Source organism: Aeromonas sp. R7-5 (genome assembly GCF_040908015.1).
In the GTDB taxonomy this organism is placed as follows: Bacteria; Pseudomonadota; Gammaproteobacteria; order Enterobacterales; family Aeromonadaceae; genus Aeromonas; species Aeromonas caviae.
The window spans coordinates 1-21,315 of the sequence record NZ_JBFOCZ010000034.1; the positions used below are offsets into that span (position 1 = coordinate 1).

The 21,315-nt window shown below is 64.3% G+C and carries 19 protein-coding genes; 16 read left to right on the plus strand and 3 right to left on the minus strand.

Annotation, left to right across the window (positions count from 1 at the left end; all coding sequences use genetic code 11):
- Nucleotides 1-3,224 (minus strand): cadherin domain-containing protein (locus tag AB5Y53_RS19005; RefSeq protein ID WP_368182905.1); only part of this gene is annotated, 3,224 nt, incomplete at its 3' end.
- A 337-nt stretch (nt 3,225-3,561) separates the two neighbouring features.
- Here AB5Y53_RS19005 and ppk2 point away from each other — a divergent pair.
- From ppk2 to AB5Y53_RS19020, 3 genes are all read left to right on the plus strand, one after another.
- Nucleotides 3,562-4,386: a polyphosphate kinase 2 gene (ppk2, locus tag AB5Y53_RS19010; protein WP_010673303.1), complete on the plus strand. Its 825-nt coding sequence runs from the start codon at nt 3,562-3,564 to the stop codon at nt 4,384-4,386.
- A gap of 159 nt (nt 4,387-4,545) precedes the next feature.
- A complete protein-coding gene (locus tag AB5Y53_RS19015; protein WP_368182908.1) occupies nt 4,546-5,604 on the plus strand; it encodes a PQQ-dependent sugar dehydrogenase in 1,059 nt (352 codons plus the stop codon).
- 16 nt (nt 5,605-5,620) lie between these two features.
- Nucleotides 5,621-5,776, plus strand: coding sequence for an entericidin A/B family lipoprotein (locus AB5Y53_RS19020; protein ID WP_010673301.1), 156 nt, complete (start codon nt 5,621-5,623; stop codon nt 5,774-5,776).
- Between the two features lie 45 nt (nt 5,777-5,821).
- Here AB5Y53_RS19020 and AB5Y53_RS19025 read toward each other — a convergent pair whose 3' ends face one another.
- Nucleotides 5,822-6,616 (minus strand): DeoR/GlpR family DNA-binding transcription regulator, encoded by a 795-nt coding sequence (locus tag AB5Y53_RS19025; RefSeq protein WP_010673300.1) that lies wholly within the window; start codon nt 6,614-6,616, stop codon nt 5,822-5,824.
- A 256-nt stretch (nt 6,617-6,872) separates the two neighbouring features.
- On the opposite strand from AB5Y53_RS19025, the gene ltnD reads away from it, so the two are divergent.
- The 10 genes from ltnD to AB5Y53_RS19075 all read left to right on the plus strand — a co-directional run bounded on the left by ltnD (nt 6,873) and on the right by AB5Y53_RS19075 (nt 18,912).
- A complete protein-coding gene (gene ltnD / locus AB5Y53_RS19030; protein ID WP_368182910.1) occupies nt 6,873-7,781 on the plus strand; it encodes an L-threonate dehydrogenase in 909 nt (302 codons plus the stop codon).
- Nucleotides 7,778-9,028 carry a 3-oxo-tetronate kinase gene (gene otnK, locus AB5Y53_RS19035; RefSeq protein ID WP_368182912.1) on the plus strand — a complete coding sequence of 417 codons (1,251 nt, stop codon included), beginning with the start codon at nt 7,778-7,780 and terminating at the stop codon, nt 9,026-9,028. Before ltnD ends, otnK begins: the two co-directional genes overlap by 4 nt.
- The gene (locus AB5Y53_RS19040; protein WP_368182914.1) at nt 9,021-9,653 is read left to right on the plus strand and encodes an aldolase; all 633 of its coding nucleotides are present in this window, start codon (nt 9,021-9,023) and stop codon (nt 9,651-9,653) included. Before otnK ends, AB5Y53_RS19040 begins: the two co-directional genes overlap by 8 nt.
- On the plus strand, nt 9,650-10,423 hold the full coding sequence (otnI, locus tag AB5Y53_RS19045) for a 2-oxo-tetronate isomerase (protein ID WP_042864307.1): 774 nt from the start codon (nt 9,650-9,652) through the stop codon (nt 10,421-10,423). Before AB5Y53_RS19040 ends, otnI begins: the two co-directional genes overlap by 4 nt.
- A gap of 11 nt (nt 10,424-10,434) precedes the next feature.
- Nucleotides 10,435-11,409 (plus strand): D-erythronate dehydrogenase, encoded by a 975-nt coding sequence (denD, locus tag AB5Y53_RS19050; RefSeq protein ID WP_368182915.1) that lies wholly within the window; start codon nt 10,435-10,437, stop codon nt 11,407-11,409.
- Nucleotides 11,406-12,911 (plus strand): GntP family permease, encoded by a 1,506-nt coding sequence (locus AB5Y53_RS19055; protein ID WP_368182917.1) that lies wholly within the window; start codon nt 11,406-11,408, stop codon nt 12,909-12,911. Before denD ends, AB5Y53_RS19055 begins: the two co-directional genes overlap by 4 nt.
- A gap of 86 nt (nt 12,912-12,997) precedes the next feature.
- Nucleotides 12,998-13,888, plus strand: coding sequence for a DMT family transporter (locus AB5Y53_RS19060; protein ID WP_039041063.1), 891 nt, complete (start codon nt 12,998-13,000; stop codon nt 13,886-13,888).
- Nucleotides 13,889-13,947: 59 nt separating this feature from the next.
- Nucleotides 13,948-15,885 (plus strand): methyl-accepting chemotaxis protein, encoded by a 1,938-nt coding sequence (locus AB5Y53_RS19065; protein ID WP_368182919.1) that lies wholly within the window; start codon nt 13,948-13,950, stop codon nt 15,883-15,885.
- Nucleotides 15,886-16,566: 681 nt separating this feature from the next.
- A complete protein-coding gene (locus AB5Y53_RS19070; protein ID WP_010673291.1) occupies nt 16,567-17,967 on the plus strand; it encodes an OprD family outer membrane porin in 1,401 nt (466 codons plus the stop codon).
- A gap of 114 nt (nt 17,968-18,081) precedes the next feature.
- Complete coding sequence (locus AB5Y53_RS19075; protein WP_368182922.1) at nt 18,082-18,912, plus strand: SDR family oxidoreductase; 831 nt, start codon at nt 18,082-18,084, stop codon at nt 18,910-18,912.
- A gap of 60 nt (nt 18,913-18,972) precedes the next feature.
- On the opposite strand, the gene AB5Y53_RS19080 is transcribed toward AB5Y53_RS19075, so the two are convergent.
- The gene (locus tag AB5Y53_RS19080) at nt 18,973-19,305 is read right to left on the minus strand and encodes a DUF1904 family protein (RefSeq protein ID WP_041214640.1); all 333 of its coding nucleotides are present in this window, start codon (nt 19,303-19,305) and stop codon (nt 18,973-18,975) included.
- Between the two features lie 70 nt (nt 19,306-19,375).
- On the opposite strand from AB5Y53_RS19080, the gene AB5Y53_RS19085 reads away from it, so the two are divergent.
- The 3 genes from AB5Y53_RS19085 to smrA all read left to right on the plus strand — a co-directional run bounded on the left by AB5Y53_RS19085 (nt 19,376) and on the right by smrA (nt 21,266).
- Complete coding sequence (locus tag AB5Y53_RS19085; protein WP_368182923.1) at nt 19,376-20,263, plus strand: TraB/GumN family protein; 888 nt, start codon at nt 19,376-19,378, stop codon at nt 20,261-20,263.
- Between the two features lie 155 nt (nt 20,264-20,418).
- A complete protein-coding gene (locus tag AB5Y53_RS19090) occupies nt 20,419-20,568 on the plus strand; it encodes a DUF3149 domain-containing protein (protein ID WP_010673287.1) in 150 nt (49 codons plus the stop codon).
- A gap of 116 nt (nt 20,569-20,684) precedes the next feature.
- Nucleotides 20,685-21,266, plus strand: coding sequence for a DNA endonuclease SmrA (gene smrA, locus AB5Y53_RS19095; protein WP_368182926.1), 582 nt, complete (start codon nt 20,685-20,687; stop codon nt 21,264-21,266).
- The last annotated feature ends 49 nt before the right edge of the window (nt 21,267-21,315 follow it).

Below are 21,315 nucleotides of genomic sequence, written 5' to 3' on the forward strand. Positions count from 1 at the left end.
CCCGTGGCGGCATCGATGCTGAACAGCGCCGCGTCCGCTCCCGCCTTCAGGCTGTAGCTGGTGCTGCCGGTCGAGACGTCGCCGCTGTCGGTGCTGGTGACGGTATAGACCACCTGCCCGGCACCGCTGTTCTCATCGATGGCGCTGGCCGTGGTCCCCGAGGTAATGGTCGGCGCCACTTCGTCCAGGTTATTGATGCCCAAGGTGATCACCTGCTCGCTGGCGTTGCCCGCCGCATCGGTGGCCACCACGGTGAAGCTGTAGCTGGCCTTGGTCTCGTAGTCCGGGTTGCCCGTCAGGGTCACGGCACCCGTGGCAGCATTGATGCTGAACAGCGCCGCGTCCGCTCCCGCCTTCAGGCTGTAGCTGGTGCTGCCGGTCGAGATGTCGCCGCTGTCGGTGCTGGTCACGGTGTAAACCACCTGCCCGGCGCCGCTGTTTTCATCGATGGCGCTGGCCGTGGTCCCCGAGGTGATGGTCGGGGCCACTTCGTCCAGGTTGTTGACCCCCAAGGTGACCACCTGCTCGCTGGCGTTGCCTGCCGCATCGGTGGCCACCACGGTGAAGCTGTAGCTTCCCTTGGTCTCGTAGTCCGGGTTTCCAATCAGGGTCACCGCGCCCGTGGTGGCATTGATGCTGAACAGCGCCGCGTCCGCTCCCGCCTTCAGGCTGTAGCTGGTACTGCCGGTCGAGACGTCGCCGCTGTCGGTGCTGGTGACGGTGTAAACGACTTGGCCTGCACCACTGTTCTCGCTGATAGCTGTTGCGGTAGCAGCGGAGGTAATGGTCGGGGCTGTGTCATCCAGGTTGTTGATACCCAAGGTGACCACCTGCTCGCTGGCATTGCCCGCAGCATCGGTCGCCACCACGGTGAAGCTGTAGCTGGCCTTGGTCTCGTAGTCCGGGTTGCCCGTCAGGGTCACCGCACCTGTGGTGGCATCGATGCTGAACAGCGCCGCGTCCGCTCCCGCCTTCAGGCTGTAGCTGGTGCTACCGGTCGAGACGTCGCCGCTGTCGGTGCTGGTCACGGTATAGACCACCTGCCCGGCACCGCTGTTCTCATCGATGGCGCTGGCCGTGGTTCCCGAGGTGATGGTCGGGGCCACTTCGTCCAGGTTGTTGACCCCCAAGGTGATCACCTGCTCGCTGGCATTGCCCGCCGCATCGGTGGCCACCACGGTGAAGCTGTAGCTTCCCTTGGTCTCGTAGTCCGGGTTGCCCGTCAAGGTCACCGCGCCCGTGGTGGCATTGATGCTGAACAGCGCTGCGTCCGCTCCCGCCTTCAGGCTGTAGCTGGTACTGCCGGTCGCGATGTCGCCGCTGTCGGTGCTCGTCACGGTGTAAACCACCCGCCCGGCACCGCTGTTTTCATTGATGGCACTGGCCGTGGTCCCCGAGGTGATGGTCGGCGCCACTTCGTCCAGGTTGTTGATGCCCAAGGTGACCACCTGCTCGCTGGCATTGCCCGCCGCATCGGTGGCCACCACGGTGAAGCTGTAGCTTCCCTTGGTCTCGGAGTCCGGATTGCCAATCAGGGTCACGGCGCCCGTGGCGGCATCGATGCTGAACAGCGCTGCGTCCGCTCCCGCCTTCAGGCTGTAGCTGGTGCTACCGGTCGCGATGTCGCCGCTGTCAGTGCTGGTCACGGTGTAAACCACCTGCCCGGCACCGCTGTTCTCATCGATGGCGCTGGCCGTGGTCCCCGAGGTGATGGTCGGGGCCACTTCGTCCAGGTTGTTGATGCCCAAGGTAACCACCTGCTCGCTGGCGTTGCCCGCCGCATCGGTGGCCACCACGGTGAAGCTGTAGCTCCCCTTGACTTCGTAATCAGGATTGCCAATCAGGGTCACAACCCCCGTCACGGGGTTGATGCTGAAGGCTGCGTGATCACCTACCACCTTGAGGCTGTAAGTGACATCGCCCGCATCGCTTGCGACAGCGGTATACACGGTCTGCAAAGCACCGCTATTTTCCAAAATGGCAGCAGCCGTCGCGCTTGAGCTGAATTTGGGTGCGAAGGTATCAACCACCCCGGCAACGGCATCCGTCAAATTCTGCCCCGTTTGCGCTGACGTATATTCCCCGCCCTGGACGACAATGCCCTGCGCACTTTCTGTCAACGTCGCCTTGCCGTTGCTGACCTGCAACCCGGCAAGCAGATCCTCGATGGTTTTCTGGCTATTGCCACCGTTCTGACTATCGGCACCGGATAGTGCTGCCAGTACGGCTCCATATATTTCGCCTGCGCTCAGGCCGTTGGCGCTATCAAAGGCGCCGCCATTGGTCGGCACTACCGTGGTGCCATGCAAACTCGGCAGACCAAACAGGTCGGCCACGGCATTGTTGATGTCGTTGACCATGGATTCGGCGGGCAAACTACCGGCAGCCGCATCTTGCACCTTGTGATAAGCCAGGGTGCTCAGGACGTTGAGATTGACGGTAACGGTAGAATTAGGCTGCGACACCACTTCCATCGCAAACAGCTCTGCATTCAGGTCTTTGCCTGCCTGGGTCGCCTCATCGAGATAGTCGGCACTGGAGCCGGTGTTAACGACCCGGGCGATGACCACGCCAAGATAGCTGCCAACCGCGATTGAGAAGGTGCCATCCGGATTGACCTGCGCCTCTCCCAGCAGAGTGACACCGTCAGCCTGGTAAACCTCGACCCGCAGATCATTGCCAGCGACAACCGGGCCGCCCACTATGGTCCCCGCAACTCTGTTGGCGACGCTGGCATCGGTACCACCATCACTATCACTGCCTCCACTACTGCCAGCAGCCAGCGCGATCCCGCCAAGACCAAGTGCCCCCAGCCCGACCGTGATGGGGGTGAAGAAATCACTATCAGAACTCCCCTGCCAGATGAGTTGCTCACCATTGGCAGCCGTCTCTATTACCGGGCTCTCACTCGTCACCGCGGCACCGTTCAAGGCCGAGCCATCCAGCTCCGCCTGGGGAATAAACGCAGTATCTGGTTCATCATAAAAATCGGTGAGTTCCACCAGAACGCCATCGTCACTGGATTCGATGATCAGCGAGCCGCCCTTGCGTTTGACGAACAAGCCATCTGGGGATTTGCCGGTCGAGGTGTCGATTAACGCGTACTTGGCGCCAGATTGAGCCGGAATGATGACAGCATCGGTAAGAGGTATTTGCCGCAGTGAGCCGTCAGCAAGGCGCTCTACAAGTTGCAATGACTGTTTAACGCCTGTTTTTGAAGCCATGTAGATCTCCCTATCCACTTGTATTTAAATGATATATTTATTAGGAATGACGGCCTGCGACAAAAGGCGACGGAGTCGATACTAGCAGACAAGTTGCAGTCGAAGATAGCTGACACTGACCGGCCCGCTACGACTCAATCCAACCAGGTGCATACGCCAAAAGACGGTGATGCCCCCCCCTCTGACCATACCTTGGGGCCAGCACCACTCCCCTGAACCTGATGTCTAACATCCCCCTGTCGTTGCCACTCCCGGTGGCGGCACACCGTCATCTACCCTTGAAGGGCGCCGTCCGGCAGGACGGCCCTCCATTCGCCGAGACACAGAGAAGGACATCATGGGCAGCAAACGAAAATCCAGAACGGAAGAACCGGTCGTGGCCGAGGCGCAAAAGCCCCTTGGCAACAAGGCATACGAAAAGGCGCTGCGCCTCTTGCACGTGGAACTGGTCAGGCTGCAGCAGTGGGTGGTGCACAAGGGGCTCAAGGTCTGCATCGTCTTCGAGGGGCGCGACGGGGCCGGCAAGGGGGGCACCATCAAGGCGATCACCGAGCGGGTCAGCCCCCGGGTCTTTCGGGTCGTCGCACTGCCCGCCCCCACGGAGCGGGAGAAGAGCCAGCTCTACTTCCAGCGCTACATCCCCCATCTGCCGGCGGCGGGAGAGATCGTCATCTTCGATCGCAGCTGGTACAACCGGGCCGGGGTGGAGCGCATCATGGGCTTTTGCAGCGAGGAGGCGAGCGACAAATTCCTGGCTGGCACCCCCATGGTGGAAAAAGCCCTGGTGGACTCTGGCATCATTCTGCTGAAGTACTGGCTGGAGGTGACCCCACAAGAGCAGGAGCGGCGGCTGCGTGATCGCATCGACGATGGCCGCAAGATCTGGAAGCTCTCCCCCATGGACATCAAGTCCTTCGATCGCTGGGATGACTACACCCGGGCGCGGGATGCCATGTTCATCGCCACCGACACCGCCTGGGCCCCCTGGTTCGTGGCCCACTCCGAGGACAAGAAACGGGTGCGCCTCAACATCATCTCCCACCTGCTGGCGCACATCCCCTACGAGGCGCTGCCGGCGGAGCCGGTGAAGTTGCCCAAGCGCAAGATAGGCAAAGTCAAACCATCGGATCACCCGCTTCGCATCGTGCCAGCCCTCTTCTAGCCAGAGGGGGTGAGCCCTGGCTCACCCCCCTTTCCCTTCCTGCCCCAAGGGCAACCGGCGCTGCCGGTATCACCCAATGGCTTGTTGTTGCTCACGTTTTCCCGTTTGCCTCCCCTATACTTCAGCGACATTCAGGTCTGGCCGAGCGAGGAGGCCCCCATGTTGCGACTGTTTGCCCTGCTGCTTGTCTGCCTGGTGCTCCCGGTGCGGGCGCTGACCCTGACCCCGGTGGCGGGGGAGCTGCGCCACCCCTGGGGGCTCGCCTTCCTGCCGGATGGCGGCTACCTCGTCAGCGAGCGCCCTGGGCGCCTGCTGCGCATCGACGCGGGTGGCAACCGCCATGTGGTCTCCGGCCTGCCGCCCCTCGCCGCCACGGGTCAGGGGGGGCTGCTCGATCTCGCCCTGGACGGCGATGGCTGGCTCTATCTCAGCTACAGCGAGCCGGGGGACGTAGGCGCCGGCACCGCCGTGGCCCGGGCCCGACTGCAAAAAGACGCCCTCGTCGACTGGCAACTGCTGTTTCGCCAAGAGCCCAAGGTGGCCGGCGGCGCCCATTTCGGCTCCCGCCTGGTGCTGACGGATGACCACCTCTTCATCACCCTGGGGGATCGCTACAGCGAGCGGGAGCGGGCCCAGACGCTGGACAACCACCTCGGCAAGACGGTGCGCCTGCACAAGGATGGCCGGGTCCCCGCCGACAACCCCTTCGTCAAGACGCCGGGGGCCCTGCCGGAGATCTGGAGCCTGGGCCATCGCAACATGCAGGGGGCGGCCCTGCGCCCGGGCAGCCAGCAGTTCTGGGCTCACGAGCACGGTCCCCAGGGCGGGGACGAGGTGAACCTCATCCTGCCAGGCCACAACTACGGCTGGCCCAGAGTGACCTTTGGCGAGGAGTACGGAGGCGGCAAGATTGGCGTGGGCCAGAGCGCGCCGGGCATGACGGCACCGCGCTGGATCTGGGTGCCCTCCATCGCCCCCTCGGGCATGGCCTTTTATCAGGGGAACCTGTTCAGGGAGTGGCAGGGGGATCTGTTCGTCGGCTCCCTACGCGGTCAGGCCTTGTTGCGCCTGCACCTCGACGGAGACAAGATAGTGTCTGCAGAGCGGCTGCTGACCGATCTGGGGGAGCGGATCCGTACCGTCAAGGAGGGCCCCGACGGCGCCCTCTACCTGTTGACGGATTCAGGCCAGGGGCGCCTGCTCAAACTGACCCCTTAGCATGAAAGGAGCAAGGATGAAGACGAATCGCATGCTGCTGGTGCTGTGCACCAGCCTCTGGTTGCTGGGCTGCAACACCATCCACGGGATGGGACGGGACATCGAGAAGGCGGGGGAGGTGATCCAGGGCTCCGCCAAGCTGACGGACGCACCGGCCGCAGAGGGTCGCTGATCCCGGCCGGGTGGCGCTGTGGTTCGCCGCCTGTCGCCCCTTTCCTTACCCCTGTTCGGCGCTGGCCACCAGACTGGCCAGCGGCGCCATGGTCACCCTGACCCCGTGCTGTGCCAATGCCTCGCGGGCGCTCTGGGGCAGTTGCTCGTCGGTGATCACCTGATCGATCGCATCCCAGCTCACCACGTTGAAGGTCCCCACCTTGCCATATTTGGACGAATCGCAGATGAGGATGCGGGTCGCCGCCGACTCCACCACGGCCCGCTTCACCGGCACCTTCTGTTCGCTCGGGGTGGAGATCCCCTGACTGTCCCAGGAGGAGGCGGACAGGAAGGCGATGTCCAGATGGAGGTTGCGCAGGAAGTGGGCGGTAGCCTCCCCGGCACAGGACTGGTTCTCGCGAATGACCTGACCCCCGGTGTGATAGAGGCGGCAGCGGCCGTGCTCGATGAGGTAGGCGCAGACCATGAAGTCGTTGGTCACTATCATCAGGTCTTCCCGAAGCGCCAGCTCCCGGGCCAGCTCCAGGGAGGTGGTACCGGCATCCAGATAGACGGTGCTCCCCTCGCTCACCTGGGCGGCGGCGAGCCGCGCAATGGCCAGCTTGGCCCCCTGCATCAGGCTGCGCTTGGCGGCGTGGGAGGGCTCGCTCTTGATCCGCTGGGAGAGGCTGACCCCGCCGGAGACGGAGAGTACCCTCCCCTGCTCCTCCAGCTTCTGGATGTCGCGCCTGATGGTCATGTGGGAGACCTGCAGCCAGTCGGTCAGCTCCACTATGCTGACCACGCCGCGCTCTGCCAGCAGTTGCAGGATACGTTGCTGTCGCTCTACGGGAATCATCTTGCCTCGCGCCTCGGGAAAAGGAAGGTGCCATTCTACCCCAGCGACCTGGGAAAAAATGATAAATAACCTGAAACGGGCTCACAAATCACATTTATTCACACAAAAAACGCCAAAATTTGACTCGAAAGAATCTCAACCCTCATAAATAACAAAAATTAACACCAATTAAGTTATTTTTTGTGACGACTGCCTGATATTTCATCGCCGCAAGCCTCTACTATCTGCTCATCAGTCGTAATCGAGGAATCACGAGATGAGCACTCCCTATCATGTTGCGGTCATCGGCCTGGGCGCCATGGGCATGGGCGCCGCCCGTTCCTGCCTGCGGGCCGGGCTCACCACCTATGGCATCGACCTCAGCGAACAGGCCCGCGGCCAGTTGCAGCAGGCCGGTGCCGCCGCCGTCATGGCCGATGCCAGGCCTCTGGCCGAGACACTCGATGCCGTGCTGTTGCTGGTGGTCAACGCCACCCAGGTGCGCCGCATCCTGCTCGGCGAAGCGGGGCTGGCTCGCCACCTCAAACCGGGCACCGCCATCATGGTCTCTTCCACCATCGCTGCCGAAGAGGCGAGCGCCCTGGCCGCCGAGCTGGTGCAGATGGGGTTGCCGATGCTGGATGCGCCGGTTTCCGGTGGTGCCATCAAGGCCGATGCCGGCGAGATGACGGTGATGGCCGCAGGCTCCGACGCCGCCTTCGACAAGCTGGCCCCGGTGCTGGATGCGGTGGCCGGCAAGGTCTACCGGGTCGGCAGCGAGCCGGGCCAGGGCAGCACGGTCAAGATCATCCACCAGCTGCTGGCCGGGGTGCACATCGCGGTGGCCGCCGAGGCCATGGCGCTGGCCAGCCGGGCAGGCGTGTCCCTGGATCTCATGTATGACGTGGTGACCCATGCCGCCGGCAACTCCTGGATGTTTGAAAACCGCATGCCCCGGGTGCTGGCCGGTGACTACCAGGCCCGCTCCGCAGTGGACATCTTCGTCAAGGATCTCACCCTGGTGGCGGACACCGCCAAGGCGCTGCGCTTCCCGCTGCCGCTCGCGAGCACGGCGCTGAACATGTTCCTCGGCGCCAGCAACGCGGGCCACGGCCAGGAAGATGACAGCGCCGTCATCAAGATCTTCTCAGGCATCACCCTGCCGGGTCAGGAGGAGCAAGCATGAAACTCGGAGTCCTCGCAGACGACTTCACCGGCGCCACCGACATCGCCGGTTTCCTGGTGGAGAACGGCCTCTCCACCATCCAGTTTGCCGGCATCCCGGCAGAGGCGGATCTGACCGGGGTCGACGCCGTGGTGATCAGCCTCAAGAGCCGCTCCTGCCCGGCCGATGAGGCAGTGCGCGACTCCCTGGCGGCCCTCGACTGGCTCAAGGCCCGCGGCTGCCCGCGCATCTACCAGAAGTACTGCTCCACCTTCGACAGCACGGCGGCGGGCAACATCGGCCCCGTCACCGACGCCCTGCTGGCGGCGCTGGAGAGCACGTTCACCCTGATCTGTCCGGCCCTGCCGGTAAACGGTCGCACCGTCTATCAGGGCAACCTCTTCGTCGGCGCCCAGCCGCTGGCCGAGTCCGGCATGCGCCATCACCCCATCACCCCCATGACCGACAGCAACCTGCTGCGGCTGATGGAGGGGCAAGCCCAGGGCCGTGCCGGTCTGGTGCCGTTCAATACCATCGCACAGGGTCCCGGCGCCATTGCCGACGCCTTTGAGCAGCTAACGCAAGCTGGCGTGCGCTACGCCGTGGTCGACACCCTGACCGAGCAGCACCTGCTGGACATCGCCACCGCCGCCCTCGACATGCCCCTGGTGACCGGCGGATCCGGCCTCGCCATCGGCCTGGCCCGTCAGCTTGGCAGCGGCGATCAGCAGGGTGCCCGCGAAGCGGGCTGGCCCAGAGGCACCCGCGCTGCGGTGCTGTCGGGCTCCTGCTCCGAGATGACCAACCGTCAGGTGGCCCGCTATCGCCAGCACGCCCCTGCCCTGGCGCTGGATGTGGTGCGCTGCCTCGAGGATGCCGACTACCCGGCCGAGCTGGCGCGCTGGGTACTGGACCAGCCCCGTACCCCGGCGCCGCTGGTCTACGCCACCACCAGCCCGGTTGAGCTGGCCCGCATTCAGGAAACCCACGGCCAGCAGGCGGCCAGCGACGCGGTAGAACACTGCTTTGCCCGCCTCACCCAACTGCTGCAAGGCGCCGGGGTGGACCGCTTCATCATCGCCGGTGGCGAGACCTCGAGCCGGGTCACCCAGGCCCTCGGCGTCAAGGCGTTCCACATAGGCCCGCAGATCGCCCCCGGTGTGCCCTGGGTGCGGGCCATCGACGCCCCCCTGTCGCTGGCCCTCAAGTCCGGCAATTTCGGGAGCGACGACTTCTTCGACAAGGCTCAGGAGTACTTCCATGACTGAACAGGCACTGCGCGACACCATGGTGATGCTGGGGGCTTCTCTCTTCCAGCGCGGTTATGCCACCGGGGGCGCCGGCAACCTCTCCGCCCTGCTACCGGACGGCACCCTGATCGCCACCCCGACCGGCTCCTGCCTGGGACGGCTCAGCGCCGACAGGCTCTCTCACGTCAACCTGCAGGGGGAACACCTGGGGGGAGATCGCCCCTCCAAGGAGGTGGCCTTCCACCTTGCCATCTACCACAACAATCCGGACTGCCGGGCCGTGGTGCACCTGCACTGCACCCACCTGACCGCCCTCTCCTGTCTGGAGGGGCTGGATCCGGCCAACGTCATCCGCCCCTTCACCCCCTACTACGTGATGCGGGTCGGCCAGTTGCCGCTCATCCCCTACTACAAACCGGGGGATGCCCGCATCGCCGAGGAGCTGGGGCGCCACGCTCCCGAAGGCAACGCCTTCCTGCTTGCCAACCACGGCCCAGTGGTGACGGGCAAGGATCTGGTGGATGCGGTCAACAACATGGAAGAGCTGGAGGAGACGGCGCGCCTGGCACTGATGCTTCATGGCCACTCCATCCGCTACCTGAGCGAACCCGAAATTGATGAATTGAGGAGGATGAAACCATGAGCAAGTTTGCCGCCAATCTCACCATGCTGTTTACCGAGGTGCCGTTCCTGGAGCGCTTCGCCGCCGCCCGCGACGCAGGCTTCGAGGCGGTGGAGTTCCTCTTCCCCTACGAGTGGCCGGCCGCAGAGCTGGGCCGCCGCTTGCGCGAGCAGGGGCTCTCCCAGGCCCTGTTCAACATGCCGCCGGGCAACTGGGGCGCGGGGGAGCGCGGCATGGCTGCCATCCCGGGGCGGGAAGCGGAGTTTCGCGCCCACCTGCCAAGCGTGCGTGACTATGCCCTGGCGCTCGGCTGCACCAAGGTACACGCCATGAGCGGCATCGTGGACCCTGCTCATAGCCTCTCGGCCCACCGCCAGACCCTGATCGACAACATCCGCTTCGCCGCCGACTTCCTGGCCGAAGACGGCATCAAGGTACTGCTCGAGCCCCTCAACGATCGGGATGTCCCCGGCTACTTCCTGGCCCACCAGCTCGACGCCCTGGCCCTGGTGCAGGAGATAGACAGACCCAACGTGGGGGTGCAGCTCGACCTCTATCACGCCCAGATCATGGACGGGGATCTCACCCGTCTCATCGGCAAGCTGGGCCCGGCCATCGGCCACGTCCAGATCGCCTCGGTGCCGGATCGCCACGAGCCTGACGAGGGGGAGATCGCTTACCCCCACCTGTTCAAGGTGCTGGCGCAGGCGGGCTACCACGACTGGATTGGCTGCGAGTACAACCCCAGAGCCGGCACCCGGGAAGGGCTGGGCTGGCTGACACAACAATAACGACCCTGAACATGAACGAGTCTGAGGATAACAAGATGCAGATCATCATCACCGGCGGCGGTGGCTTCCTGGGCCAGAAACTGGCCCGGGCCCTGCTGCAAGGCCCCCACCCCTTCACCGAGCTGCTGCTGGTGGACATCCAGCAGCCGCAATCCCCCCTGCCGGACCCCAGGGTTCGCTGTCTGCGGGCCGACCTCACCGAAGCCGGTGTCGCCGAGTCCCTCATCAGCGAGCGGACCGCCGTGGTCTACCACCTGGCCGCCATCGTCAGCAGCCACGCGGAGCAGGACTTCGATCTGGGCTGGCAGGTCAACCTGGACACCACCCGCACCCTGCTGGAGGCGTGCCGCCATGCCCGGCCGGGCATCCGCTTCGTCTTCACCAGCTCGCTCGCCGTCTATGGCGGCCCGCTGCCGGAGCTGGTGAATGACGGCACGGCGCTCACCCCCACCTCCTCCTACGGCGCCCAGAAGGCCATGGGAGAGCTGCTGGTCAACGACTACAGCCGCAAGGGCTTCGTCGACGGTCTGGTATTGCGCCTGCCCACCATCTGCGTGCGGCCGGGCAAGCCGAACCGCGCCGCCTCCTCCTTTGTCAGCAGCATCATCCGCGAGCCGCTGCAAGGGGAGAGCGCCCTCTGCCCGGTGAGCCCGGATCTGCGCCTCTGGCTCTCGAGCCCCTCCACCGTGGTCGCGAACTTCCTGCTGGCGGCCAGACTTCCCGCCACCGGTGACGCCCGCAGCATCAACCTGCCCGGCATCAGCGTGACCGTCGGCGAAATGCTGGAGGCCCTCGCACGGGTCGGTGGCCAGGCGGCCCGGGATCGGGTGCAGTTTGCCGCCGATCCGGCCATCGAGCGCATCGTGACGAGCTGGCCGGGACGCATCGACAACCAGCGGGCCAGCGCCCTCGGTTTCGCGGCAGACAGGACGTTTGCCGACATCATCGACAGTTTCATCACCCATGACATGCAGGAGGCATCATGAGCGACATCCCAACCCCCATCATCGGCCTGGTCATCGCGGTCTTCGTGCTGGTGTTCCTGGTCATCCGCACCCGGGTGCACGCCCTGATCGCCATGCTGGCGGCGGCCTGCATCGCCGGGATCACCGGTGGCATGAGCATCGACAAGACCCTCACCGTGATCACCCAGGGCTTTGGCTCCACCCTCGGCAGCATCGGCATCGTCATCGGCCTCGGGGTCATGATGGGTCGCCTGCTTGAGGTCTCCGGCGCCGCCGAACAGATCGCCTACAGCTTCATCAAGTGGCTCGGCAAGCGCCGCGAGGAGTGGGCCCTGGCCATCACGGGCTACATCGTCAGCATCCCCATCTTCGTGGATTCCGCCTTCGTCATCCTCTATCCGGTGGCCAAGGCGCTGGCGAAAAGCGGCAAGCGCTCCCTGCTCACCCTGGGGGTGGCGCTCGCGGGCGGCCTGGTGGTAACCCACCATACCGTGCCGCCGACCCCGGGCCCGCTGGGAGTTGCCGGCCTGTTTGGCGTGGACATCGGCGCCATGCTGCTGACCGGCATGGCCCTGGCCATCCCCTGCGTGCTCGGCATCGTCTTCTACGCCCAGTGGCTCGACAAGAAGTACCCCGAGTTCGGTGCCCAGGCCGCCCAGACCCCGGACGAGCTGCAAGCCACCTATGAGCAGTACCTCAAGGAGAAGGAGGGCAAGACCCTGCCGAGCCTGACCCTGTCGCTGCTGCCGATCCTGGTGCCCATCGTGCTCATCTTCGTCAAGGCCATCTTCACCACTCTGGCCACCCTGGAGGGGATGGACGGCCTGATGGCGAACCCCCTGGTGCAGGGCATCAACTTCATCGGCACCCCCATCATCGCGCTGGCCATCAGCGTGCTGCTGGCGGTCTATACCCTGGTCCCGCACATGGACAGGCACGCCACCGCCGCCCGCCTGGAAGAGGGACTGCAATCCGCCGGCATCATCCTGCTGGTGACCGGTGCCGGCGGGGCGCTGGGGGCCGTGCTGCGCGACAGTGGCGCGGGTCAGCAACTGGCCGAGCAGATCGCCCAATTGCCCATCTCCCCCATCCTGATCCCCTTCATCGTGGCGACCCTGGTGCGCCTCATCCAGGGGTCCGGCACCGTGGCCATGGTGACGGCGGCCTCCATCTCCGCCCCCATCCTGGCGCAGATCCCCGGGGTCAACATGCTGCTGGCCGCCCAGGCCGCCACCATGGGGTCGCTCTTCTTCGGTTACTTCAACGACAGCCTGTTCTGGGTGGTCAACCGCATGATGGGCATCTCCGACGTCAAGCAGCAGATGATCGTCTGGTCCATCCCGACCACCATCGCCTGGGCCATCGGCGGCACCGGCGTCGCCCTGCTGAACCTGCTGTTCGGCTCCGGCGGCACCTGGTTCGACCCCGTGCTGCCGCTGCTGGTGCTGGCCCTCATCGTCTGGTACGTCAAGGGGCAGTCCCTGGCTCCGGCGGCAGGGGCCGTCCCGAGCCGGGAGTCATAACTCGCGCCGTCACGGCAACGCTGTGTGACGAGGGCCAGTCTGCTAGACTGGCCCTCTTTTTCGTTCATCTTGCAAAGGAGTGTTGGATGCCTGCGTCTTCCTGGTGGGACAAGTCCACCGGTTTTGCCCTGCTCACCATCTTGCTGTGGGCCTCCCTCGCCGCGCTCACCTCCCGGATCACCAGCGTCTCGCCACTGGTGCTGGTGGGGCTGGTGCTGCTGTTCTGCGGGGCGGGCACCCTGCCATTCTGGCGCCAGTGGCGCGCCAGCCCCCTCACCTGGCTGGTGACCATCACCGCCCTGCTGCTCTATCACCTGCTGCTGTTCACAAGCTTTCGCCACGCCCCCGTGCTGGAGGCAAACCTCATCAACTACCTCTGGCCGCTGTGCATCATCCTGTTCACTCCCTTGCTGCTGCCGGGTCATCCCTTGAGCCTGCACCATCTGCTGGCCGGGGCCCTGGGTCTCGCGGGATCGGTGCTGGTGATGGTCGATGGTCACCTGCAGTTGCAACAGGCCCATCTGCCCGGCTACCTGCTGGCCCTCGGCGCTGCCATCGTCTGGGGCGCCTATTCCGTGCTATCCCGCCGCCTGCCTCCCGCTCCCGCCGTGGTCACGGCCGCCGCCTGCCTGCCCGCCGGGCTCCTGGCCCTGCTGCTGGCATGGATGCTGGAAGGCCCCTTGCCATTCGCCCGGATCCCCCAGGGGGACTGGCTGCTCATCGCCGGGCTCGCCCTCGGCCCCATGGGGGCGGCCTTCGTCACCTGGTATCTGGCGCTGCGGGACGGGGATCCACGCCGCATCGGCGCGCTCGCCTACCTCACTCCCTTGCTGAGCACCCTGCTGCTGGTCTGGCTCAACGGCGAGGCGCTCACCCCGCGCCATCTGCTGGCGGGGGGGCTCATCATGGGCGGCGCCCTGCTCGGCCTGCTGGTGAAAAGCCCAAGTCAACGGGAGCTGGCACGGCCACTGTCATAAAAACGCCATCAGACCTGATTAAGCTCGCGCCCATTGCGTGATTCAAGCAGGAATCTGATGTGAAAATTGCCCATTTTGCCTCCCTCTCTTCCCTCGTCTTGCTGCTGGTGGCCGGTGTCCAGGCCACCGCGCTCTATCATGGCTGGCAACAATTCAACCACTCGGCCCAGGCCCAGCGTCTTCAGGAGCGCCTGCAACAGCAACTGAGCGGTCCGTTGCAGGGGGCGCTTCGCGACTATCTCGGCAGCGGGGATCCCCTGCTGCTGGCCCAGGCCCAGGGAGTGCGCCAGCAGGCGCTGGCCCTGCTGTCCCGCCTGGAGGATCCCCAGACCCAGCCGCTAAACGCCCGGCTTGAGCAGATGAAAACCCGCATTGACGGCGACTATCTGGCGGCGGGCAAGCTCTCCGGCAACAGCCAGTGGTTGCTGCAAAATGCCGAGAACGAGTTGACCACCCAGGCCAAAGCCTTGCTCCGTTACGGCCAGCAGGGAGCAGCCGCCGGGCGGGATCCTGCCCTTGCCGAGCAGTATCGCCAGGGGGCGGCCGACATTCTGGCCGCCCTTCCCTCCCTCGCCCATCAGCGCCAGAACTACATGGAGCAGGCGAGTGCCAAGCGTCTCGAAGGGCTGCAATTCGAGCTGGCTGCCCTGCAAAAGCAGGCCGACTCCCTGGCCGCCCTGCCGAGCCTGGCACTTTTCGAGGAGGCACCGGCCGACGAATTCACCCTGGGAGAGCCGATACGCAAGGAGCTCGGGGATCAGCCCAAAGCCGAGCTGACCTCCCTGCTCAAGCGCTATCCCCAGGAGCTGGAAAACAGCCGCAAGGCGCTGCAACAGCAGCAGGCCGCTCGTCAGATGGTGCAGCAGGACATCACCCAGCTGCTGCAAGCGGGGGAGCAATTGGGCGAACAACTCGCCGCCGCCCGTCAGACCATGAACCGGGAGCTGGCCACCGTGCTCGGCGTGCTGGCGCTCTGCCTGGTCGTGGTGGCCCTGCTGTTCGCCCTGGTGCAGCGTCGCTGGCTGGTCAGGCCCCTGCTGCAACTGCGGGCAGCCTTTCTGCAGCTCGACGCCACGGGTCAGGCCCAGCTGCTGACCCCGGGGCGCGAGCGCAACGAACTGGCGGACATCGTCGCGAGCTACAACCGCCTGATACAGCGCCTGCAACAGGATCAGCAGCAGAAGGCGGGGCAGCTCTCCAGCGTCTCTTCCAGCCTGCAGGAGATGGTGGAGCAGGTACAAGAGATCCATCACAGCACCCGCACCACGGAGCAGGCGGTGGATGAGAGCGACACCATGATGCAGGAGCTCAACCAGCTCGCCAGCGAGGTGCACCAGGTCGCCGCCGAAATCGCCCAGCACGCCCAGCACAATGAACACTCCATGAGCCAGAGCGAGCGGCTGGTCGGGGGCATGCTGACGGCTACCGCCCAGACCGGGCTCGCCATCGACGAGAGCAGCGGCGCCCTGGCCCAGCTGACCCGCTCGGTGGAGGACGTGACCGCCATCGTCGACGTCATCGGCCACATCTCCCAGCAGACCAACCTGCTGGCCCTCAACGCCGCCATCGAGGCGGCCAGGGCCGGGGAGCAGGGACGCGGCTTCGCGGTGGTAGCCGACGAGGTGCGCCACCTCTCCGCCGACACCCAGCGCTCCCTCGGCCAGATCACCGAGATCCTGGCCAGCCTCACCCAGGCGGGGGATCAGCTCGCCACCGTGCTGGCCCGCATCACCGCAGAGGCCGCCGAGCAGCGCCAGCAGGCGGAGCAACTGCGCCAGACCACCCTGACGGTGCGGGAGATGGCGCGCAGCACCGCCGTCATCGCCCTGCAAGGCGCCGACAATGCCAAGAGTCAGGAGCACAGGCTGGCGAGCTTCGCCGCCCTCATCGGTCGCATCAGCCAGCACGCCCGCCAGGGGAGCCGCCTCTCGGTACAGGTCTCGGAGCACATCCACCACCAGGCCCAGCAGATCCCCCGTATCCTGAGCCAGACCTGATAACTCCCGGGTCTGGAGCGCACCAGACCCGGGGCGCGTTCCCTGTCTACCTGCCCGCGTCCCGACCTTGCCGCAACCCTTCCCCTGATACTCCCGTCACGTCTTCACGGGCGATGACGGGTTGCCTCATCCATTGAGTCACAGGCTCCCTCACCCCTTTCACATCTCTGGTCCCCCTGTCTGTCGGGGCAACGGCTCACGCTCACGACAGTGAGCATCCGGCCGGGTCCATCTTTTTTTGTGATACAAAATTATATGTTGCCACCGGGTTAACAAAGAAAGTTCTGCCTTGACGGCAATATCTGCGCAGGAGAACGGTGAAACCACCATGAAAGCGCTGTCATTGCCGACATGAGTGGCCTGGGAGTGCCCACACCAAGAATCATGATTATTTGCACTCGGTCATATTTTTGAAACTTGCCGGGAACTTTACATTGATATTTCGCACCGCGAACGTACTCTTGGTGATGTCAGATCGCCAAGGATCGACAGCCAAAAAATAACGACTGTAACGATGCAGATAGCCCCGACCGATGCGCCAAGGCATCAGGCACAAGGGCACGACAGAGAACCATTTTTTTGCCCTTCGGGGTGTTGATTGCAATGCCAATACCGAGCGGCGGGTGCCTACCCGGCTGCCGGATAAAAAAGCTAAGTCCATAAAATCAGGAGCAATAACAAATGGAAAAAGTGATCTTCAAGCGCGCCGCGTTGAGTGCTGCCGTGGTCGCGGCACTGGTCGCCCCCGGCATGGCGTTCGCCGCTCAAGACATGATGAGCCCGGAATACGGCAAGTCCTACAGCGCCTTCATCGACGAAGGCAAGCTCACCGGTGGCCTGTTCTACTTCCAGCGTGAGCGTGATCGCGTCCAGGCCGGTCCGGGTCAGGATGGCAAATACCACTCCAACCTGAGCCATGCCACCACCCAGGCAGCCCTGAACTTCAACTCCGGCTATGCATGGGGTGTGGTCGGCGTCGACGTGGGCGGCTTCGGTGCCTACGACCTGGCCGTTGACGAGAGCAATGGCGTCAACGAAGAGAACGAGTTCTCCTTCTGGGGCGACAAGTGGGGTTCAGGTGGTGACGGTGTTCCCGAGAACGGCTTCAGCCTCTCCAACGCCGCCCTGAAATTCAAGTTCGGTGACGCCGTCACCGCCAAGGGTGGTTACACCCAGCTCTATGTACCCGGCATCCTCGGCGTCAACTGGTCCTATCAACCCGGTACCTACCGTGGTGGCCAGATCGAAGGCACCTTCGGCGGCCTCTACCTGACCTACGCCATCGCCGACGAGTACAAGGCTCCCTGGTTCAAGAACACCACTGGCTTCTCCAAGAGCAGCCCCTATGCCAGCGATCCCTTCACCGATGCGAACAAGATCGACTACATCCACGGTCTGGCCGCTCGCTACACCTTCGAGAACGGCACTGCCGTCACCGCCGGCTTCGGTCAGTCCGAAGGCTACATGGACAGCTACCACTTCAAGCTGGCCCACAAGTTCGACGTACTGGGTGGCCTGAACACCAGCTACCAGTTCTACGGTTCCGACACCGAGAACAGCGACTATGACGGCCTGGCCTGGCAACAAGCCCTGACCGCCAGCTGGGCAGCCGGCCCCTATGGCTTCCGTCTGGAAGGCCTGTGGACCAAGGCTGAAGGGGATCTGGGCAACTACCTGCCCCGTCTGACCCGCGGCTACGGCAACTCCCAGGGCGCGAACGAAATCTGGTGGGATTCCCGCTCCGACTGGAACCACAACGACGAGAAGGCCCTGTTCTTCGGCGTGACTCGTTCCCTGGATGATCTGGTGGGTGCACCGGGCTGGGGCGTGGGTGTCTCCGGTGCCTACGGCTGGGATGCCAACAACGGCGACAAGTCCCTGGAAGGCGGCAAAGAGTGGGCAGCCAACTTCGACGTCATGTACACAGTGCAGGACGGCAAGCTGAAGGGCACCCTGTTCAAGCTGCACTACACCGACTACAACAACGAACAGGACGACAAGGGCAGCTGGTACTACCCGAACATGTTCAGCTCCGAGCATGACGTCAAGTTCCACATCATCATGCCGTTCACCATCATGTAATCAGGCATCTGACGTGACCGAAAACCGGGCCTCTGGCCCGGTTTTGTTTTTGGTGGCACCACGCTACCATGCCAGCTTCGGGCCACCTGCCGGCCGTCAATCAGGACCATGCTCATGCCCCATCCCTTCGTGCTCGTCACCGGCTGCTCCAGCGGCATCGGCCTCGCCGCCGCAAGAAAGCTCGGCGCCCGGGGCTTCACCGTCATCGCTTCCGCCCGCAAGGCCGAGGATGTGGCCCTGCTACAGCAGCAGGGTCTGTTGGCGGTCCAACTGGATCTGGCGGACAGCGCCAGCATAGAGCGAGGGGCGGCAGAGGCGCTGGCGCTGGCAGAAGGGCGCCTCTACGGCCTCTTCAACAACGGCGCCTACGGCCAGCCCGGTGCGCTGGAAGATTTGCCCACCGAGGCGCTGCGCGAGCAGTTCGAGACCAACCTCTTTGGCTGGCATCACCTCATTCGCCAGATATTGCCCCCCATGCTGGCGGCAGGCGAGGGGCGCATCGTACAGAACAGCTCGGTGCTTGGCCTGGTGGCCATGAAGTATCGTGGCGCCTACAACGCCAGCAAGTTCGCGCTGGAAGGCTATACCGATACCCTGCGCCTGGAACTCGCGGGCAGCGGCGTGCACGTCAGCCTGATCGAACCCGGCCCCATCGACACCCGGTTTCGCGCCAATGCCCGGGAGGCCTTCCTGCGCCACATAGACCCCGCCACCAGCCGCCATCAGGACGCCTATGCCCAGACGCTGGCCAGGCTGGAGCGTGAAGGGGGTGCCCGGGGCTATACCCTGCCAAGCGAGGCCTGCATCCCGCCGTTACTGCATGCGCTCACGAGCAAGCGTCCCAGGCACCGCTACCCGGTCACCTTCCCGACCAAATTGTTTACCGTGCTGCGCCGCCTGCTGCCAAGCCGCTGGCTTGACAAGCTGCTGATCAAATCCGCCTGATAAAAGGGGCCCTCGGCGGCCCTCCTCTTGACATGCACCGGTCTCAGCAACGACGCCCGCTCAATAGTGCTGGCCGTTGCTGTAGTAGTGACTCTTGACGATGGGCAGCACCTGCACCACCACATAGGTCTGCTCCCCCAGCACCCCTTTCAGGTGGCGGGTGATGAGGGCTGCGGCGGCATCCTGCATCTCCTGCGGTCGCTCGAACCAGACCAGCTCCACGAAGGGGAAACCGGCTTCGGGCTGGCCATCTCGTACCCACTGGCTCGGCACGCACTCCAGGGTGACGAACTCCGGCTTGCCACCGGTCAGGGCACAGAGATCCGCCATCAGGGGGGCGCTTATCCGCTGCAGGGTGTCGACAGAAACTGCCCGAAAACGAAGGTGGGGCATGGGAAACCTCTTGGCTGTGACAAATGAGGACTTATCATAGAGCACTCATCCCGCTCACATAAGGTGCCTCATGAGATTCCATCCCACGCTGCTCTCCTTCCTGCTCTGCCTGCTGCTGCCGCTCCATGCCATGGCCGATCCGGCCTTCTACCGCATCAACAAGGGCAACGAACAGCACTGGCTGCTGGGGTCCATCCACGCGGGCAAACCCTCTCTCTATCCCCTGCCGGACCCGGTGGAGCGCGCCTGGCAGCAGAGCCGCGCCCTGGTGATGGAGGTGGACATGACCCACATCAGCCAGGAGCAGTGGCAGGAGATGGGCGCTATCACCCGGCTCGTCGACGGCAAGACCCTCAAGGATCACCTGCCCATCGACCTCTACCGTCGCACCCTCATCGCTGCGGGCCAGAACGGTCTGAACGAGAGCATGCTGGCCCCGCTGCGTCCCTGGTTTGCGGCCATCACCCTGACCCAGGCGGCCCTGGAGCGCACCGGCTATCGCGGTGAATACGGTATCGACCAACACTTCGCCAAGCGGGCGAACGACGGCGGCAAGCCCATCGTCGGGCTGGAGACCCTGCTGGAGCAACTCGGCTATCTCGCGAGCGTCGGCGACAAACAGACCCTGATGCTGGAGAGCACCCTGGACGAGCTGCCCGACATCCAGCAGGGGTTCGACGCCGTGATGACCGCCTGGCAGAACGGGGATCAGGACACCCTCATCAATCTGCTCAGGGAGGAGATGGCGCCGCCCAAGCTGCAAGCCTGGCTGGAACAGACCCTGCTGGCAGAGCGCAACCGCAACTGGGTCAAGAAGTGGCCCAGCCTGCCGAATGAGAGCTTTATCGTGGTAGGGGCACTGCATCTTTACGGCGAGCACGGGCTGCTCGCCCTGCTGGAGCAGCAGGGCTGGCGCATCACGCCCCTCACCGAACCGACCCTGGAGAAAGCAAAATAGCGTCCAGTCCGGCGACCTGACGCGCCGGATGCGCGTCGGCTCACAGAATTTGCTGCCGATTAAATAACCAGAGAGGGAGTTGATCGAGATCATCCCCTCCCTCATGAAGAGGTATCTATCATGCCTGTCACCGCCCAGTGACAGGAGTGAACGAGATGGAATTCTGGATGAACCTGATGTTCGGCAACAGCGTGGGGCTGATGTCCATGCTGGTGATTTTCGGCACCTTCCTGCTCATCAGCGCCTATGCGGTCTATTTCATCTACAAGGTGATGCACGCAGAGCCGCCCAAAGAGGGGCAATAACCAGGCTCGCTCAGACCGCCTTACCCGGCAGGGGCCGGGGCCTGCGAGCGTTGCCATTCTAAGGCCCACCAAGGCCCGCTATACTGGCTCCCTCATTTTCATGCGGGGAGCCTGCCGTGTCTCATAACGACGAACTCTCACTGTTCCTGCAGGAAGTGGCCGACGTGCGGCCCCTTCGCAGCGACCATATCGCCCCCGTTGCGGGCAACAGCCAGCCCACCGAGGCGCAACTCGCGCGCCGGGAAGCCGCCACCGCCGAACAACTCACCCAGGATCACCTTGGCACGGAAGCAGTCGAGATGCTGGACCCCCATGCCATCGTCGGCTTCAAGCGTGACGGCGTGCAGGAGGGGGTCTACAAGAAGCTGCGCCTTGGCAAATACGAGCTGCAAGGCTCCCTCGACCTGCACCACAAGACGCTCAACGAGGCCCGTATCGCCCTGGTGCAGTTCATTGCCGAATGCGAAGTGCGGGATATCCGCTGCCTGCTGATCCTGCACGGCAAGGGGGAGCGCAGCACCCCGCGTGCCCTGCTCAAGAGCCATGTCAGCGCCTGGCTGCCACAGTTGCCTTCGGTAATGGCCATGCACAGCGCCGAGCACCGCCACGGCGGCAGCGGTGCGCTCTACGTATTGCTGCGCAAGAGCGAGCGCAAGAAGGCGGAAAACCGCGAACGGCACCAGAAGCGCCTCGGCTGACTGCCTGAGGGTGGCACCAGAGTGGATGGCAGTGCTAGCATCGGGCGGC

Coding starts and splice junctions, on each gene's coding strand:
- otnK (WP_368182912.1), top strand. CDS start 7,778: ATGAAACTCGGAGTCCTCGCAGACGACTTCACCGGCGCCACCGACATC.
- AB5Y53_RS19090 (WP_010673287.1), top strand. CDS start 20,419: ATGGAATTCTGGATGAACCTGATGTTCGGCAACAGCGTGGGGCTGATG.
- AB5Y53_RS19020 (WP_010673301.1), top strand. CDS start 5,621: ATGAAGACGAATCGCATGCTGCTGGTGCTGTGCACCAGCCTCTGGTTG.
- AB5Y53_RS19070 (WP_010673291.1), top strand. CDS start 16,567: ATGGAAAAAGTGATCTTCAAGCGCGCCGCGTTGAGTGCTGCCGTGGTC.
- otnI (WP_042864307.1), top strand. CDS start 9,650: ATGAGCAAGTTTGCCGCCAATCTCACCATGCTGTTTACCGAGGTGCCG.
- AB5Y53_RS19040 (WP_368182914.1), top strand. CDS start 9,021: ATGACTGAACAGGCACTGCGCGACACCATGGTGATGCTGGGGGCTTCT.
- denD (WP_368182915.1), top strand. CDS start 10,435: ATGAACGAGTCTGAGGATAACAAGATGCAGATCATCATCACCGGCGGC.
- AB5Y53_RS19080 (WP_041214640.1), bottom strand. CDS start 19,305: ATGCCCCACCTTCGTTTTCGGGCAGTTTCTGTCGACACCCTGCAGCGG.
- AB5Y53_RS19025 (WP_010673300.1), bottom strand. CDS start 6,616: ATGATTCCCGTAGAGCGACAGCAACGTATCCTGCAACTGCTGGCAGAG.
- AB5Y53_RS19085 (WP_368182923.1), top strand. CDS start 19,376: ATGAGATTCCATCCCACGCTGCTCTCCTTCCTGCTCTGCCTGCTGCTG.
- AB5Y53_RS19055 (WP_368182917.1), top strand. CDS start 11,406: ATGAGCGACATCCCAACCCCCATCATCGGCCTGGTCATCGCGGTCTTC.
- AB5Y53_RS19060 (WP_039041063.1), top strand. CDS start 12,998: ATGCCTGCGTCTTCCTGGTGGGACAAGTCCACCGGTTTTGCCCTGCTC.
- ltnD (WP_368182910.1), top strand. CDS start 6,873: ATGAGCACTCCCTATCATGTTGCGGTCATCGGCCTGGGCGCCATGGGC.
- ppk2 (WP_010673303.1), top strand. CDS start 3,562: ATGGGCAGCAAACGAAAATCCAGAACGGAAGAACCGGTCGTGGCCGAG.
- AB5Y53_RS19075 (WP_368182922.1), top strand. CDS start 18,082: ATGCCCCATCCCTTCGTGCTCGTCACCGGCTGCTCCAGCGGCATCGGC.
- AB5Y53_RS19015 (WP_368182908.1), top strand. CDS start 4,546: ATGTTGCGACTGTTTGCCCTGCTGCTTGTCTGCCTGGTGCTCCCGGTG.